Origin of the sequence: Saccharospirillum alexandrii, assembly GCF_043641555.1 — a bacterium.
GTDB classification, from domain to species: Bacteria; Pseudomonadota; Gammaproteobacteria; order Pseudomonadales; family Natronospirillaceae; genus Saccharospirillum; species Saccharospirillum alexandrii_A.
On record NZ_JBHZRJ010000004.1, the window covers coordinates 488,195 to 503,092 of the forward strand.

Here is a 14,898-nt window from a genome sequence, read left to right on the forward strand (position 1 = left end):
ACAGGGGGTCGGCCTGATATTAGGTGGCTTACAAGGACCCTGGGAAAGCAATTCATCCGGGATATTAGAAGCCAGGAATTGTCTCGAATTTGCGGTTTGGCAGTTATCGCAAGCCTGAGAACCAAGATAGAATTGACGTTGGAGTGAGTCGAGTGTGGAAGCTAAGTTTAGCGTTACTAATATATTCATCATCAGTCTTCGCAGATGACCAATGGCCAAATGCTCAATGCGAGCATTGCCTTCCGCTCACAGTAAACGATGTACAAGTAATGCTACCTATTGATGGGCTTGTTGAATCTGGTCCCGGAATGGGAGGTGGGGCTGGAGATCTGGCATTTGTCGCGATCTATGACAACGCAGACCAGGTAACCATTCTGAGAGCAGGTATAGATGATTTGGTACCTGGATTGTTGGATAGCGAACAATTCCGTGAAGAATACCATTCATGTTTGTCATGTCTGATGCAGTTGGCTGTCGAAAGTCCTGATCTGGACACGACCAATGAATTGGTCGGTCGTGTCGTTAGGGCGTTTGAGATCGATACTGACAGAAGTAAAAGTTACCGGAGAGAAGATGTGACAGCGGTATGGATTCCGGGCGAAACGGAGCCTGGTATTCGTTCCGACCAGCTGCTTGTTCAGCGGCAGGGTAGTGAAAAAGTCTATTTGATGACTGGTCGCTTTAATCACCACCTTGCTGAGCGAGTGTTGGCTTCCTTGCGGTACTTATAAGTGCTCTTCCAGGGCACTGTCTATCAAGTCCAGGCAACCGCACAAAGCGAGCGGCGGCTGCCAGTTGGGCCTCTGCGGGGGAGTCCGCAGCAGGGATGCTGCGGCCTAGGCTCCATGGAAGGATTTACGCCGACCGCGCAGAGGCCCCACTGGCTGCCGCCGCGTACCATGGCCGCTGAATGAACGTTCTTTTCCTACTCGTCAAATATCAGCGACCGGTGAACCGCAACGCCTGCCATGGTGCCCGATGCGATGGCGAAGGTGCCGTTTTGCATGGGGTTGGATAGATCACCCGCTGCGTATATTCCTTTGACTGAACTTTCCTTCATGGCATCCACTTTAACGATGGAGCCCAATGGTGTTTCCTCAATCTCCAGTTTCAGTTGTTCGATCAAAGGCGAGGTCAACGTAATTCTCGGGCCTACATACAGGCCTTGAATAGGTACCGTGCGGCCGTCCAACAGCAATACGCCTTCAACGTCAGCATCGGTGCCCAGAACCTCGACAATCGGTGAGTGTTCGAGGGTAACGCCTCGTGACAGCAGGTGCTGAAGCGTGTCGCCTTCTGGCTTGAACTGGCCCTGCGTAAAGAGCGTGGTTGCGCCCCAGTCTGGAATCATGGCGGCCTGGTGAAATGACATCTCGCTGGTGGCCAGAACGCCAAGGGACCGGTCGCTGAGTTCGTAGCCGTGGCAGTAGGGGCAATGAATCACGGTTTTGCCCCAGCGCTCCTGAACGCCCGGTATGGCCGGCAGTGAGTCGGTAATGCCCATGGCCAGAATCACCCGCTTTGCGATCAAACGCTGGCCACGTTCAGTGGTTGCCGTGAAACCCTCAGGTGATGGTTCGATGGCGCTCGCGCTGTCTTCCATTAATTCAAAGGTTGGGTAAGCACGCAACTGGGCCAGAGCCGTAGCGCGAATCTCGGCGGGTGTTTTGCCATCTAGGCAAAATATGCCGTGTGAGGCTTCCGCAAAGCGGTTGCGCGGTGAGTTGGCGTCAATCACAACCACCTTTTTGCGTGCGCGCACCAGTTGCATGGCGGCAGCCAGGCCTGCAAAACTGCCCCCGATTATGAGCACATCAACGTTCATGGCGATTCCTTACCTGTATCATGTAACTCATATTGTTACATCAAGCAATGCACGAGCGCAACACATGTAACATAAAAAGTTCCATGATAGGATTGAGGTTCATTGAATAGGTGAATTATGAGAAAAGACAGCCGATTATCCCGGGTATTGCACGTACTGGTGCATCTGGAAGCCTTTGATGCCCCTGTTACCTCGGATGTACTGGCCGAGATGCTCAGTACCAACCCGGTGGTGGTGCGCCGTACTATGGCGCTGTTGCGTGATCAGGGTTATGTGCAATCCGTTAAAGGGCACAGCGGTGGCTGGTCTTTGTCGAAACCCCTGAGTGAGCTGACCTTGTTGGACATTCACAAGGCCCTGGGCGACAGCTCGATTTTTACCATCGGCCTGACCGACGAGCACACCCAGTGCCCAATAGAGCACGCGGTAAACGTTGCGCTGAAGGATGTAATGAATGAGGCAGAAGCGCTTATGCTGGAGCGCTTTGGTGAGATAACTCTGGATATTCTGGGGGCTGAGTTCAAGCGTCCTGCTCGTTCTGACGGGTAGCGACTCGGCATGGAGTTTGGCCGGGGCGTTCTATTAGGTAGTTGAAAAAGACTTCCTGCCTTTTTCAAAACACGAGAACCAAAAAATTGCGATTTTTGCTTCTCTCGCAAAATCAATGAATTAACAGTCATCAATTTTGTCGGATCGTCCATGTTCCGGTAGCAGGCGGCTGAAATTCTTTTAATTGCAACAGCCTGCTATAGTGTTATGGGTGGCAAACGACCAACAAGGGAGAACCACCAATGTCAGCCAGCGAACAGACCGGCGCCTGCCTTTGTGGCAAAGTTCGTATTACGGCCAACCCGGAGAAACTGCACTTGGTGGCTTGCCACTGCACACAGTGCCAGACTTGGGGTGGCGGACCTTTTTTATCGGTAGATTGTGGCGGTTCGGTGGTCATTGATGGTGAGGAAGCGGTGACCGCCTATTCATCGTCGCAATGGGCCGAGCGCGGATTCTGCCACGAGTGTGGCACGCATCTGTATTACCGCCTGAAAGGTACAGGTGAATACGCCATTCCGGTGGGGTTGTTTGCGGGGGATACCAACTGGGCCTTTAATCTGCAGATCTTTATTGATCAGAAACCCAGCTGTTATTCGTTTGCGGAGCAGACCGAGAACCTGACCCGGGATGAGGCGTTTGAGCGCTATTCCTGATTGCCGCACCATCGCAACAAGTGATCGGGTACACACGATTGACAAAAAATCAGGTAGGCTGTGTGACAACCTGATAAAGTCGAATCGATGCATCACAAACAAGTAGGAGATCGTCATGAAACTAAGTAGATTGCCTCGCTGGATTACCGTTGTTTCGCTGGTTACTACCTTGGTTATCGGCAGTTTGGGCTCGCAACTGGCTGTGGCCGATATTGTCGGCACCGAAACCCTGTTGCAGGAACAAAGCGGTACCCTAACCCGTGATGAACTGCAGTCCCTCATTGCGCGCGGGGATGTTCAACAGCAGCTGATCGATTACGGCATCTCTCCCGAAGAGGCCTCCGATCGCGTTGCGGCGCTGACCAACACCGAACTCCAGTATTTGTCCCAGCATATGGCTGATGAACCCGCTGGTGGTTCCGTCGCCCTGATCCTCGTTGTCATCATACTGATTCTGCTGCTGCGTTAAGGCGTGTCGTTACGGCAAGCGGGCTGGTCGCTGCTAATAGCGGCCGGCTTTTTAACCGGGTGCGCCTCGGGCACTTTGCAGTATGAGCAGTTATCAACCGAGCCTGCTGTTACCGGCCTGTCCGATCAGGTGCTTTTAAACGAGATCCCCTTCTTTCCTCAGGAAGCCTATCAATGCGGCCCGGCCAGCCTGGCAATGTTGATGATCCATCAGGGTAAACCGATACAGCCTGATGAGCTGGTGGATCAGGTTTTTATTGAATCCCGCCAGGGCAGTTTGAAGGCCGAAATGTTGGCGGCGACCCGACGCCAGGGGCTACTCCCCTACGTGCACGACACCCGCTTTTCTACTCTGCTTGAGCAACTGGAGGCGGGGCACCCCGTTCTCGTGTTTCAGAACCTCGGTTTTGGCTTTTATCCGGTCTGGCATTATGCCGTTGTCATTGGCTACGATCTGGACGATGCAGTCATGGTATTGCATTCCGGCACAACGGCTGGCCTGGAGCGCGATTTCAGACGCTTCGAACTGGAGTGGCGCGGTGGCGATTACTGGGCGATGACCATGCACCGGCCGGGTGAGTTTCCGGTCAACGCAGAGCCCACCGCCTATCTGGAAGCAACGGCCGGACTGGAGCAGGCGGAACAATTCGAGGCGGCCGCACTGGCCTACCAGGCGGCTACAGAGCGTTGGCCCGAACAATTGATCGCCTGGATGGGCCTCGGCAACGTTCGGTATCGCCAACAGCAGTTTGCAGCCGCCCAGCACGCCTACCAGCACGCACTCAGGCTTGATGCCGATAGTGCCGCTGCACACCATAATCTGGCCTGGGCTCTGATGCGTCAGCAAGAATACGAAGCGGCTTATGAGCCTGCCCGTGTCGCGAACCGTCTGGCTGACGAGCAGGGCGAGCGCTACCGAAGCGCCTGGCAAGCCTGGCAGGCCAATAACGAATAGTGCATTTTCCGCCTCGCGGTTATTCGGACACGGCGGCCCCTAATCCAGGTGGCGGATCGTTTGGCGTGAAGTCCGGTTCAACTTGGTAACCTGCGCTCTGCAGGGCATTGGCCAAGGCCACTTTGTTGCTCACGCCCAACTGACCATAAACCTGACGCAGGTAGGTTCGCACGGTTGCAGGCGTTAAGCCTAACGACCTTGCCACCTCCTTGTAGGACTGACCCTGGGCGTACAACAACGCTGCGCTCAGCTCGCGCGGTGGAGGAAGGCCGTCTTCATGTTGAGTGAGTGTCAGTGAGGCGAGTTTGCCACAAGGTTGCACCATAAGGCCGGTTCGGTCGCGCGGGTGACAAGGCTGCTGTTGTGACGTAGGCAGGGTATCCAACAGAAGGCTGGGCAGTACGGTGCCTTGCCAGTCTTTAAAACGTTCGCCCAGCACCCGGCCTAACTGTTTGCCGATGTAGAGTATGCGGCCGGTCGATGTGGTCAGTGCAGCACTGTCCCAGTGGTTGCGAAAACGGCCATAGTTAGCCTGGCGCAGGCAGCGAATCCAGCCATTCAGCAGGTGTGTGCCGTACTCTTCAAGCCAGAGGGCATCCAGCCGGGTAAAACCCGTCCGGGTCTCGTTTCGATAAATGGAAATGAAAAACAACAGTCCACTTGGCTGGAACTGCAATGTCACTGCCAAACAATGGTAAAGCCGGTGGCGGCGGGCAAAGGCGTTAACAGTGGCGCCTCCCGGTTTTTCATCTTCAGTGGAGCTATTGTAGAGAATGGCCTTGCCCAATTGGCTGATAGACGTTCGCGCAAAGTTGTCATTCTGGGATATTGCGTTCCACTCCTCGGCAAACTGAGGACTCAGCCCGATGCTGCCGTGCATCAGGTTCTTAGCATCGCCGTGAGGAGAATCGGCCTCTACCTGGCCCCACCAGGCTGAATCGAACGGGACCAGTGACTGCAGGGCAGTTACGGCGTTTAGCAGCCAGGCTTCAGGATCGGTGGTGGCTGTCGGGTCGGGGAGGTTCAGCAGGCACTGACTGAAGGCACGCAACTGAGTGGTGGTTGGGCTCATGGCGGTCTCCCAGACGGTTGAGCGAGGCTAAATAGCCTCGCCACTGTTCAACTGCAGGTATACCGCTGACCCCCGGCCTTGTCAAAGCCGGGGGGTTGGCTGATCACTGTTAAAGCTGTTCAGCAACTGCTTTGAAAAAGTTGATGTTCGGTTCTTCCCAGCCCAGCGGGTCAGTCGAGTAACTTAACTTGACGATGACCACATCGCGCTCGGGGTCGATGTAGATGAACTGATTGAACAGGCCAATGGCGGCGTAGGCATCGGAATCGGTCAGAGTCCACCACTGGTATTGGTAGCCCAGCGATGCGCCTGGCTCGTAAGGTTCATAGCCAGCGTCCGGTATGGTGGAAGCACTCACCCAGTCGGACGGTACGACCTGGCGGCCATTGGCTTGCCCGTCATTGAGCATCATCAGCCCGAAACGTCCCAGGTCTCGCAGGGTGGCGTTAAACCCTGCACCATAGAATTCATCGCCGACCGGTTCCGGCCCGTCCATAATCCAGTAACCCGGGTGCTCCATGCCGGCAGGCTGCCAGAGTTTTTCAGACATATATTCGGAAACCTTGGTGCCGGTTGCTGCTGCCAGCAGACAGCCCAGAACGCTGGTATCCAGCGTGGCATAGTTAAAGGCTTCGCCGGGCGTCACCTTTGGTCCGGAGCGTTCGGCGTAATCGCACCAGCGGTAGTTATAGGCGACCAGCGCGTTGTCGTGTACTTCGGTCAGTTGTGTGTCACTGCCGAATTCATAGCGCTCTTCCCAGTTAACGCCGGAGCGCATGCTAAGCACTTGCTCAATCGTCACGCCATCGTAGCCGGAGCCCGCCATGGCCGGTAAATAGTCGGTGACCTTGTCATCCAGGCTACCGATAGCGCCTTCGCTCTGGGCGATGCCGATGAGGGTGGCGATAATGGATTTGGACATGGAGAACACCGTATGCCGGGTAGCCGGAGTCATGCTGTTTCGATATTGCTCGTGAACGATGGTTCCGTCTTTGATGACCAGCAAGCCGTTTGTTCTGGTTTTTTCCAGGAAGGCTTCCAGGTCGTAGTCCTCACCTTCGAATTGGAACGGACCGTTCAACGCCGTGGCGTCTGACGGCAGGTGCCAGGCTTGACTGCCGGCGGCAACGGTCCGGGTGGCAAAGAGTTTGTTCATGTGTTGGAAAGTCAGGTAATTCAGGCCCGGGAAAAACATACTGGCCCGGGCGCCTAACAGCGTATCGCTGGTCCAGTCGATGGGTTCTGCCATGGCCGGGCTCAACAGAGACAGCGTGCAGGACAGTGCTGCAACGGCGAGGGGTTTGGTCGGGTTCATGCGGTGACTCCTGTTATTGTTTTGGGATGGTCACCTTCATGCTAGGGAGATTAAGTAGCGGGAGTAACCTCTGCAAATGCAGGGGTTGGGTTGCTGATCACACCTGATCTGTTTTGCGCACCAGCACAGCCGCCCGAAAGCGTTGCTTGCCATAGCGGGTCATGGCGTCCATCGCTTCTATGGGCACCGGCATAAACTGGTTGTCGAAGGCGGACTGGGCCTCGTCTTCATCAATTTCCGGGTCGTTCAGGTAGGCGTGGTGCTCGTCTTCGCCAACCCACCAGACCCAGTGCGGGGCTTTGTTGCGATTCAGTCTCCAGGTGCTGATCAGTACCAGAATTTGCCATCCGGCCTGGCGCAGGTCATGGGCTTCATTCGCCATCAGTACACGCTGATGCAGCCCAATGCCCCTGGCTTGGGCTTCTTCCAGAAACTGGTTGTGAACATCAATCATGACCTGGCGCTTGTGCTCAACACGCACACTGTCAATAAAAGGCGGCTCCAGATGGCTGGCCCATACTTCGGCTTCAAAACCGCGTTTATCGGCGGCCAGTGCCAGCCCAAGGGGCGATGTGCCACCAAGGCCGGTGGTCATATAGACGGTCGTGGCTTCGCGCCACAGCTGAATCTCCTGGGCCCGGTTCAGCGGTTGTGCCGGGTCGATATGGTTCAGGGCCATCATTAATGCGGCCGGTCCACAGGTGAACGGCGTCGACTGAGGGTAATAGGGTCGCAACGGGTGTTGCGACAGTTGACTGTGCAGCCGTTTTTCGAGGGAAAAAGCGTCGCCTCCATCCACATAGTACCCGTTTCGACGCTGCAGGATTTTATAACCTTGCGCTTTGTAGAGCGCCAGGGCCGCTGCATTGCCGTCGCGCACTTCAAGTCGCACAAAGCGGCACTGGGTGTCGATGGCTTCGGTTTCCAGTGCCTGTAAAAGCTGTTTGCCCAGACCCATGCCACGCGCATCAGGCGAGACAGCCAGCGAGTATATGCGCGCCAATACGGTGCCGCGCCGGTGCAACAACAGGCCGTAACCCAATAGAGTGCCCTCGTCGCTTTCGGCAACGAGCAACCGGTCTTGCGGCTGGCGCATAAAACGCTGAAAGCTGCGGCGGCTGATCTGGTCGTAATCGAAGCATTGGTTTTCGAGCGAAACAAGGGCACCGAGATCGGCTGGGCGGGCAAGCCGAATTTGCATAAAGACAGTTCCTGGCGGTTGGATGAATGAGCTTGTATAGACTAGGTTAAAAAAGCGGTCAGCAGAGGGTGGATTTCCATAAATATCACACCCGGCCATCTTGCGTTTTCAACCGTGTAGCGCACACTTTCAACGCCTGCGGGATCGGAGTGATGGTCACCCGGTTAAGCCCGCAACCTGGAATGCAAAAAGGACCCTAGTGACTACGTTAAAACTGGTTATCGACCGTGATTCGGACTGGAAAGCCTACTACCCTTCAGACGACGTCACCTCGGCGCAGCGTTATATCGATGAATCGCCGCTGACGCCACATCGCATCATCAACCTGTGCCGCAACTATCAGTACCAGAGCCGGGGCTATTATGTCTCGCTGCTGGCCGAAGCGCGTGGCCACAAGGTCATTCCGTCGGTAAAAACGCTGACCGACCTGGCGCAGCCGGCCGTTTATGGCGTGCTGGATCACAGCATTCAAAAGCCGTTAAACACCCTGGCCGGTGAAGAGACCCGCTGGCGCTGGAACATCTATTTCGGGCAATGCGAGTTCCCGGGGCTTGCGGAAGCATCGCGGCAATTGTTCGAACGGTTCCCGGTGCCCATTCTGAGCGTGACGGTACACAAGAAAACCAACTGGCAACTGGCGTCGATTAAGGCATTGGGTCTGCACTCATTGTCCGAGCCGGAAGAGGGTGTGTTTGCCGAAAGCCTGGAGCGGTTTTCCAGGAAAGTCTGGCGCGCGCCGCGCGCCCAGCGCCGTTACCGCTACGACCTGGCGATTCTGATCAACGACAAGGAAACCACGCCGCCCAGTGATAAGGGCGCTCTGAAAAAGTTTGAACGGGCCGCGCACCGCCAGGGCATGGATGTCGATTTTATTCAGCCGTCAGATTACTACCGCCTGGCCGAATACGACGCCCTGTTCATTCGTGAAACCACCAACGTGAACCACCACACCTATCGCTTTTCGCGCAAGGCGGCCCACGAAGGCATGGTGGTGATGGACGACCCGGACAGCATCTTGCGCTGTACCAACAAGATTTACCTGGCCGACCTGATCCGCACCCGGCATTTGCCCGCGCCGAACAGCCGGGCCATTACTTCCACGCAACACAGCGTGCTGGCGGATCTGGAGACCTCACTCGGCTTTCCCATGGTGATCAAGATTCCGGATGGCTCGTTTTCAAAGGGCGTGGTTAAGGTGGCCGATCTGGCGAGCCTGAAGAAGACCGTTGATGAGCTGCTCAAGCAAAGCGCCATCATTCTGGCCCAGGCTTATGTGCCGACCGATTATGACTGGCGCATTGGCGTGCTCAACGGCCGGGCCATATACGCCTGCCGCTATTTCATGGCCAAGGGTCACTGGCAGATCTACAACCATTCGGCCAAGCCCAGCCAGCAAAGTGGCGGCTTTGAGACCGTGCCAACGCATGAAGCGCCGCGCGTGGTGTTGAAGGCAGCGCTGGATGTTGCCAGTGCCTTTGGCGATGGCTTGTATGGTGTCGATCTGAAGCAGCGTGGCGACGACGTTTACATCATTGAAGTAAACGATAACCCCTCGATCGACAGTGGCGTGGAAGACGCCTGGTCCGGCGACGGGCTTTACGACACCATTATGAGTGAGTTCCGTCAGCGTCTTGATCGCCGTTAACGGGGGCCGGTTTAACGGCTAAGTAGCGCAGCAGCACTTGCTGCAATTGCTGGTAGCGAAACGGCTTGGTGATGAAATCCGACATGCCAGCTTCCAGGCAGCTGTGGTGGCTTTCAGCGGTGGCATTGGCGGTGAGTGCAACAATGGGGGTCGGGTCGCCCCGGGCGATCAGTTGCCGGGTGGCGTCGAGCCCGTCGAGGCCCGGCATTTGAACGTCCATCAGAATCAGGTCGAAGCGCTCCCGGGCACAGCGCTCCAACACCTGATGACCGTCGCTGACCAGCGTCACGGTTACGCCGGCCTTTTCCAGCATGCGCCGGGCAATGGTCTGGTTGACCGGGTTGTCTTCTGCCACCAGCACCGAACCGGTCAGTGCCGGGTGCGAGCGTTCGGGCTCTGTTTGGATGTTTAGGCGAGCCGAAGGCGGGTCAATTTTGGGCAGGGTCAGCACCAGGCGGAATTCACTGCCACGACCGAACTGGCTGTCGAGCTCAATGCGTCCGCCCAGCAGCTGGGCCAGTTGCTGGCTGATCGCCAGCCCGAGCCCGGTACCGCCATAGCGGCGGCTGGTCGAGGCATCGGCCTGATGAAACGGCTGAAACAACAGCAATTGTTTCGACCGGGAGATGCCAATGCCAGTGTCCCTAACGCGCAGACAAACGTCGTAGTCGTCGTCTTTGTCGGTCAGATTCATACTGACTTCCACCGTGCCGCGCCCGGTGAACTTAATGGCATTGCCCACCAGGTTCAGCAGTATCTGGCGGATCTTGGCATCGTCTGCATTGACCCAGGCCGACGCCTGAGGCGGGGGTACAAAATTCAAACCAATGCCCTTGGCGCGCGCCTGGGCATAAAACACCCGGGTGGACGACTCGATCAGTTCGACCAGATCGAACGGCTGGTTGTCGGGGTGCTGGTGCCCGGAATCGAGCCGGCTGTAATCGAGCACATCGTTAATTTGAGATAACAGCGCCTCTGAAGATTGCTCGAGCGTACCGATGAGTGACTTGTGCTCTTCCTTGTCGGGCGATTCAGAGAGCAACTGAATGGTGCCGATAATGCCGTTAAGCGGGGTGCGGATTTCATGGCTCATATTGGCCAGGAAATAAGACTGAACCCGGTTGGCCTTTTCGGCCGCCAGGCGCAAATTGCGGTTGCGGTTGAAGGCCCACAGCAATACGACGAGCAAGCCGGCCCCGAGAGCACCCAGTGTTAGCAGTACCGTGCGGATTTGCTGGTAGGCCTGTTGTACTCGCTCTCCGCGGGCATCGGCCTGGGACATGGCGTTTTCAGTCAGCCGCGTAATGCGATACCGGAAAGATTCTATCCAGGTTTCCAGCACCGGCAGCAACCGGCGTGCATAGTCGGTGGACATCTCATAGATCAGGGCTTCGTCGGCACGCAAGCGGTTGAGAATGCTGTTGACCTGGTTGTAAACCTGAGTGTCGTAAGTGCGCGCGAAATCACCGGTTTCGCCCTGGGTCAGTACCGCTGTGCGACTCCATAAAATTTCAGCCGAGATGGAGGCTTCTTCCCGGTGCTGGCCGGAGGGGCTCTCCAGGTAAAGCGCCAGCGCGCCACGCAGCCGCTCCATTTCCAGCTGCAACTGGGTGATGTGCCAGACACGGTCGTCTCGCAACTGATCCCGATACACATTGATCTCGCCCGAGACGCGCACGATCAGCATGCCCAGCCAGATCAGCATGACCACGAACGACACCACCCAGGCGGTGATGAATCCAATGCGGTTTAACATGCCTCAGTCCAGTACGCTTAAGGCTTGTAACTGCCAGACCGACCAGGCACGGACATCGCGCGTCAGCAGGTCGGGGTGTTCACTCCAGGGAAAGACGATCCAGAACGGGCCCTTGTCCTTAATGCGCATCAGCTCGCCGTTCATGTGTACCGCCAGAAAGGCGTGCGCCGCCAGTACCTGGTTAACCGGTAGGTTGATGGAATAATTGTTCAGCCCCCGGGCATTCACCCAGCCCTGCTCGATCCCCGCTTCAGCGAGTACTGCGGCCAGCGGCGCTCCGCGAAAGGTCAGGCTGCCATCAGTCCAGGGGGTTTCGGTAACCACTTCCTGATCCGACAGCGCCAAAATGTCTTCCTGGCTGAAGCTGAACTCGCCGTCAGGCCCGGTTATCAGCAGGGGTTCTGCCCAGGCAGGTACCACCAGGGCAATCAGAACCGACACCCGCCATAAGGCACGGCGAACCGGCTTTAGCACACCGCGGTAGCTGACCATAACAGCGGGTGCATGACGAGTAGGGTTGGGAGCTGATTGCATGGAAACTACTTCTGCGAAGGGAATGGTAAGAGCATAGAAAACCGCGAAGGAGGTGTCGATAGGTAAAGTGTGAACGAGCCGACTTTGCAGCGCCTCAGGTGAGGATCAGCCAGCGAAATAGCCCATTGTACCCGTGACAGCACAGACCGGATGTCCGATCATGGTGCAATCACCGTTCAAGTACGGCCACAGACATACCGGGGAATGCTATGAGTTACTCGACACTGGAGAAAACCTTTCATCGCCTGGCCCAACTGGGCCATGCCGAGGCCATGCTGAGCTGGGACCAGCATGTGATGATGCCGCCCAAGGGCAACGCGGCCCGCAGTAAGGCCATGGCTGAACTGACCGTTCTGCGAACCGAGATACTGCAGGACGAGCGTCTTTCCGACCGCTTTGCCGAGGCAGAACAGGAATCCAACCTCACCGACTGGCAGCAAGCCAACCTGCGTGAAATGAAACGGTCCTGGCAACAGACCCGGGCCATTCCCAAAGATCTGGTCGAAGCCCAGTCGCTGGCCAGCAGTGAATGCGAACACGCCTGGCGCACCCTCAGGCCCAACAACGACTGGGCCGGTTTCGAGCCCCTGCTGCAACAGGTGTTCGATCTGGCGGGCGAAGCGGCCGCTGCCTATCAGGACGCATTGGGCGCCGACCGCGGCTACGCCAATGCCTACGACGCCCTGATGGATCAGTTTGACCCTGGCACGACCATGAGCCGCGTTGACCCGGTGTTCGACCGGTTGAAGGCCGAACTGCCAGGTACGCTGCAACAGATTCTGGAACGCCAGTCGCAGCGACCTACCCCGAATAAACCGGAACGACCCATCGCCATTACGCAGCAGGACGCCCTGGCACGAGCCCTGATGTCGACCCTGGGGTTCGATTTCGACGCCGGTCGTCTCGACCAGACGGTTCACCCGTTTAGCGGCGGCGTGCCGGCCGACAGCCGCATTACCACCCGTTACGATGAACACAACGTTATCGAAGGCCTGATGGGCGTGATCCACGAAACCGGCCATTCCCGCTATGAAACCGGCTTACCACAAGCCTGGACCAGCCAACCCGTCGGGCAGGCGATGGGCATGGGTGTGCACGAAAGCCAGAGCCTGTTCTTTGAAATGCAACTGGGCCGCTCCCGCCCCTTTATCGATGCCATCGCTCCGATGGTGCGACAGCACCTAGGTGACGACCCGGCCTTCAGTGCCGACAACCTGCACGCCCTCTACACCCGGGTAGAGCCGGGCCTGATTCGGGTAAATGCCGACGAGGTGACGTACCCGTCACACGTCATCCTGCGTTACGAACTGGAGCGCGACATCATCCTTGGCAACGCCAGCGTCAAAGACATCCCCGAGCGCTGGAACCAGGCCATGTCCGACCTGCTGGGGCTCGATACCCGAGGCGACTACCGCAACGGCCCGATGCAGGACATCCACTGGCCCATGGGCGCCATCGGCTACTTCCCCTCCTACACCCTGGGTGCCCTGAACGCCGCCCAACTGCACGCCGCTCTGCTGCGCGATGTCCCGGACGTTGCCGAACGAATAGCCCGCCTGGACCTGGCGCCGATCTTCGACTGGCTGTCGCGAAACATCTGGCAACAGGGTCGCTTTAACAATTACGACAACCTGATGACCCAGGCCACCAGCGAAGTGCTGAACCCCGATTACTTCCTGGACCATCTTCAGTCGCGGTACTTGTCGGCTTAATGTTGGGTTGTGTCAGTAGCGGGAGTTCGTGCTGAATGCCGGGTATGCCTATCTGGGGTCGGCGTGAATCCCTCCATGGAGCCTAGACCACAGCATCCCTGCTGTGGACTACCCCAGATAGGCATACCCGGCACCCAGCACTAAGTTGGGTGCCACCTCCTCCTCCCATAAAACCAGTTGCTAAGACTCTTGCGGAGCATCCAGGCAAGACGGATTGGCAAGAAATCGTGTCGCATAACGAGTGTGTATATTGGGGGCTGGTCTAGATTAGGTTTAGGCAACAAATTAAGTGCAGGCTGCCGGGTAGGCCTTTTCGGGGAAGTCCGTAGCATGGATGCTACGGTCTAGGCCCCATGGATGGGTTCACGCCGACCCCGCAAAGGCCTACCCGGTGGCCTGCACGTACTAAAAGCCACCAATACAAAAATAACCGCTGTAGTTGGAAGTTTAAGCAACCACTGACTACTCAATCATCCAACATCTGCAAAATACGCGCTTTGAGCATCTCAATGGCAACGCGGTTTTTGCCGCCGCGAGGCACGATGATGTCGGCGAATTGCTTGGTCGGTTCGATGAACTCCAGAAACATCGGCCGGACCGTACGCTTGTATTGCTCAATGATCGATTCGACCGTGCGGCCACGCTCGGCGATGTCGCGTTGCAGGCGGCGTAACAGGCAGATATCGAGTGGGGTGTCCATGAACACCTTGGCGTCGAGGCGCTTGCGAATGGCTTTGTCGTGCAACAGCAGAATGCCCTCAATGATGACGATGCGGGCGGGCTTGAGCGGGAACGTCTGGTCGGAGCGATTGTGAATGGTGTAATCGTAGATCGGGATCTCGACGTCCTTGCCCGAATGCAGCGCATCCATGTGTTGGATCAGCAAGTCGTGATCGAAGGCATTGGGGTGGTCGTAATTGATTTCCGTGCGTTCTTCGATGGTCAGGTTGCCCTGCTCGCGGTAATAGCTGTCTTCCTTGATGATCGCCAGTGCCGAGTCGCCCAGCTCCTGTTTCAATTCCTGATAGATCGTGCCTGCAAGCAGGCTCTTGCCGGAGGCAGAGGCACCGGCGATGCCGATGAAAATGGGGGTGACAGACATGAAAGGCTTCCAGCAAATGACTAAAGAATGGCTGGGTAAGCATTGTAGCAAGGCACCGCAGACTTGTCTTTGATCAAATGTTCAGGAAAAACAGGCAGCGGGCGACTT

General features: G+C 56.8%; 14 protein-coding genes. 7 read left to right on the forward strand and 7 right to left on the reverse strand.

From position 1 onward, the window contains the following. The first annotated feature begins 152 nt into the window (after window positions 1-152). Entirely contained in the window at window positions 153-731 is a 579-nt protein-coding gene (locus tag ACHUE7_RS16785) for a hypothetical protein (RefSeq protein ID WP_394171029.1), read from the forward strand. 194 nt (window positions 732-925) lie between these two features. Here ACHUE7_RS16785 and ACHUE7_RS16790 read toward each other — a convergent pair whose 3' ends face one another. Further along, entirely contained in the window at window positions 926-1,825 is a 900-nt protein-coding gene (locus ACHUE7_RS16790) for an NAD(P)/FAD-dependent oxidoreductase (RefSeq protein ID WP_394171030.1), read from the reverse strand. Window positions 1,826-1,942: 117 nt separating this feature from the next. Here ACHUE7_RS16790 and ACHUE7_RS16795 point away from each other — a divergent pair, with 117 nt between their 5' ends. The 4 genes from ACHUE7_RS16795 (at window position 1,943) to ACHUE7_RS16810 (ending at window position 4,453) form a co-directional block, all read left to right on the forward strand. Beyond that, window positions 1,943-2,374 carry an Rrf2 family transcriptional regulator gene (locus tag ACHUE7_RS16795; RefSeq protein WP_394171031.1) on the forward strand — a complete coding sequence of 144 codons (432 nt, stop codon included), beginning with the start codon at window positions 1,943-1,945 and terminating at the stop codon, window positions 2,372-2,374. Between the two features lie 242 nt (window positions 2,375-2,616). Next, window positions 2,617-3,030 carry a GFA family protein gene (locus ACHUE7_RS16800; RefSeq protein WP_394171032.1) on the forward strand — a complete coding sequence of 138 codons (414 nt, stop codon included), beginning with the start codon at window positions 2,617-2,619 and terminating at the stop codon, window positions 3,028-3,030. Window positions 3,031-3,145: 115 nt separating this feature from the next. After that, a complete protein-coding gene (locus ACHUE7_RS16805; RefSeq protein ID WP_394171033.1) occupies window positions 3,146-3,499 on the forward strand; it encodes a PA2779 family protein in 354 nt (117 codons plus the stop codon). A gap of 3 nt (window positions 3,500-3,502) precedes the next feature. Continuing rightward, the gene (locus tag ACHUE7_RS16810; RefSeq protein WP_394171034.1) at window positions 3,503-4,453 is read left to right on the forward strand and encodes a PA2778 family cysteine peptidase; all 951 of its coding nucleotides are present in this window, start codon (window positions 3,503-3,505) and stop codon (window positions 4,451-4,453) included. Between the two features lie 19 nt (window positions 4,454-4,472). Here ACHUE7_RS16810 and ACHUE7_RS16815 read toward each other — a convergent pair whose 3' ends face one another. The 3 genes from ACHUE7_RS16815 to ACHUE7_RS16825 form a co-directional block, all read right to left on the reverse strand. Then, complete coding sequence (locus ACHUE7_RS16815; protein WP_394171035.1) at window positions 4,473-5,525, reverse strand: response regulator transcription factor; 1,053 nt, start codon at window positions 5,523-5,525, stop codon at window positions 4,473-4,475. A 109-nt stretch (window positions 5,526-5,634) separates the two neighbouring features. Then, the gene (locus ACHUE7_RS16820; RefSeq protein WP_394171036.1) at window positions 5,635-6,840 is read right to left on the reverse strand and encodes a serine hydrolase domain-containing protein; all 1,206 of its coding nucleotides are present in this window, start codon (window positions 6,838-6,840) and stop codon (window positions 5,635-5,637) included. A gap of 97 nt (window positions 6,841-6,937) precedes the next feature. Continuing rightward, window positions 6,938-8,041 (reverse strand): peptidase C39 family protein, encoded by a 1,104-nt coding sequence (locus ACHUE7_RS16825; protein WP_394171037.1) that lies wholly within the window; start codon window positions 8,039-8,041, stop codon window positions 6,938-6,940. A 199-nt stretch (window positions 8,042-8,240) separates the two neighbouring features. Between ACHUE7_RS16825 and ACHUE7_RS16830 the strand changes: the two genes are divergently transcribed. Then, entirely contained in the window at window positions 8,241-9,686 is a 1,446-nt protein-coding gene (locus ACHUE7_RS16830; protein ID WP_394171038.1) for a RimK family protein, read from the forward strand. On the opposite strand, the gene ACHUE7_RS16835 is transcribed toward ACHUE7_RS16830, so the two are convergent. Next, on the reverse strand, window positions 9,649-11,442 hold the full coding sequence (locus tag ACHUE7_RS16835) for a response regulator (protein ID WP_394171039.1): 1,794 nt from the start codon (window positions 11,440-11,442) through the stop codon (window positions 9,649-9,651). The genes ACHUE7_RS16830 and ACHUE7_RS16835 overlap by 38 nt on opposite strands. A 3-nt stretch (window positions 11,443-11,445) precedes the next feature. Then, on the reverse strand, window positions 11,446-11,976 hold the full coding sequence (locus tag ACHUE7_RS16840) for a putative pterin-binding protein (protein WP_394171040.1): 531 nt from the start codon (window positions 11,974-11,976) through the stop codon (window positions 11,446-11,448). Between the two features lie 209 nt (window positions 11,977-12,185). Here ACHUE7_RS16840 and ACHUE7_RS16845 point away from each other — a divergent pair, with 209 nt between their 5' ends. Then, window positions 12,186-13,688 carry a carboxypeptidase M32 gene (locus ACHUE7_RS16845; RefSeq protein WP_394171041.1) on the forward strand — a complete coding sequence of 501 codons (1,503 nt, stop codon included), beginning with the start codon at window positions 12,186-12,188 and terminating at the stop codon, window positions 13,686-13,688. 466 nt (window positions 13,689-14,154) lie between these two features. Here ACHUE7_RS16845 and udk read toward each other — a convergent pair whose 3' ends face one another. After that, complete coding sequence (udk, locus tag ACHUE7_RS16850) at window positions 14,155-14,790, reverse strand: uridine kinase (protein ID WP_127559461.1); 636 nt, start codon at window positions 14,788-14,790, stop codon at window positions 14,155-14,157. Between the last annotated feature and the right edge of the window lie 108 nt (window positions 14,791-14,898).

Bases quoted from the DNA above. Each gene is read 5' to 3' on its own strand.
- ACHUE7_RS16790 (WP_394171030.1), bottom strand. From the start codon at position 1,825: ATGAACGTTGATGTGCTCATAATCGGGGGCAGTTTTGCAGGCCTGGCT.
- ACHUE7_RS16795 (WP_394171031.1), top strand. From the start codon at position 1,943: ATGAGAAAAGACAGCCGATTATCCCGGGTATTGCACGTACTGGTGCAT.
- ACHUE7_RS16800 (WP_394171032.1), top strand. From the start codon at position 2,617: ATGTCAGCCAGCGAACAGACCGGCGCCTGCCTTTGTGGCAAAGTTCGT.
- ACHUE7_RS16805 (WP_394171033.1), top strand. From the start codon at position 3,146: ATGAAACTAAGTAGATTGCCTCGCTGGATTACCGTTGTTTCGCTGGTT.
- ACHUE7_RS16815 (WP_394171035.1), bottom strand. From the start codon at position 5,525: ATGAGCCCAACCACCACTCAGTTGCGTGCCTTCAGTCAGTGCCTGCTG.
- ACHUE7_RS16820 (WP_394171036.1), bottom strand. From the start codon at position 6,840: ATGAACCCGACCAAACCCCTCGCCGTTGCAGCACTGTCCTGCACGCTG.
- ACHUE7_RS16825 (WP_394171037.1), bottom strand. From the start codon at position 8,041: ATGCAAATTCGGCTTGCCCGCCCAGCCGATCTCGGTGCCCTTGTTTCG.
- ACHUE7_RS16835 (WP_394171039.1), bottom strand. From the start codon at position 11,442: ATGTTAAACCGCATTGGATTCATCACCGCCTGGGTGGTGTCGTTCGTG.
- ACHUE7_RS16840 (WP_394171040.1), bottom strand. From the start codon at position 11,976: ATGCAATCAGCTCCCAACCCTACTCGTCATGCACCCGCTGTTATGGTC.
- ACHUE7_RS16845 (WP_394171041.1), top strand. From the start codon at position 12,186: ATGAGTTACTCGACACTGGAGAAAACCTTTCATCGCCTGGCCCAACTG.
- udk (WP_127559461.1), bottom strand. From the start codon at position 14,790: ATGTCTGTCACCCCCATTTTCATCGGCATCGCCGGTGCCTCTGCCTCC.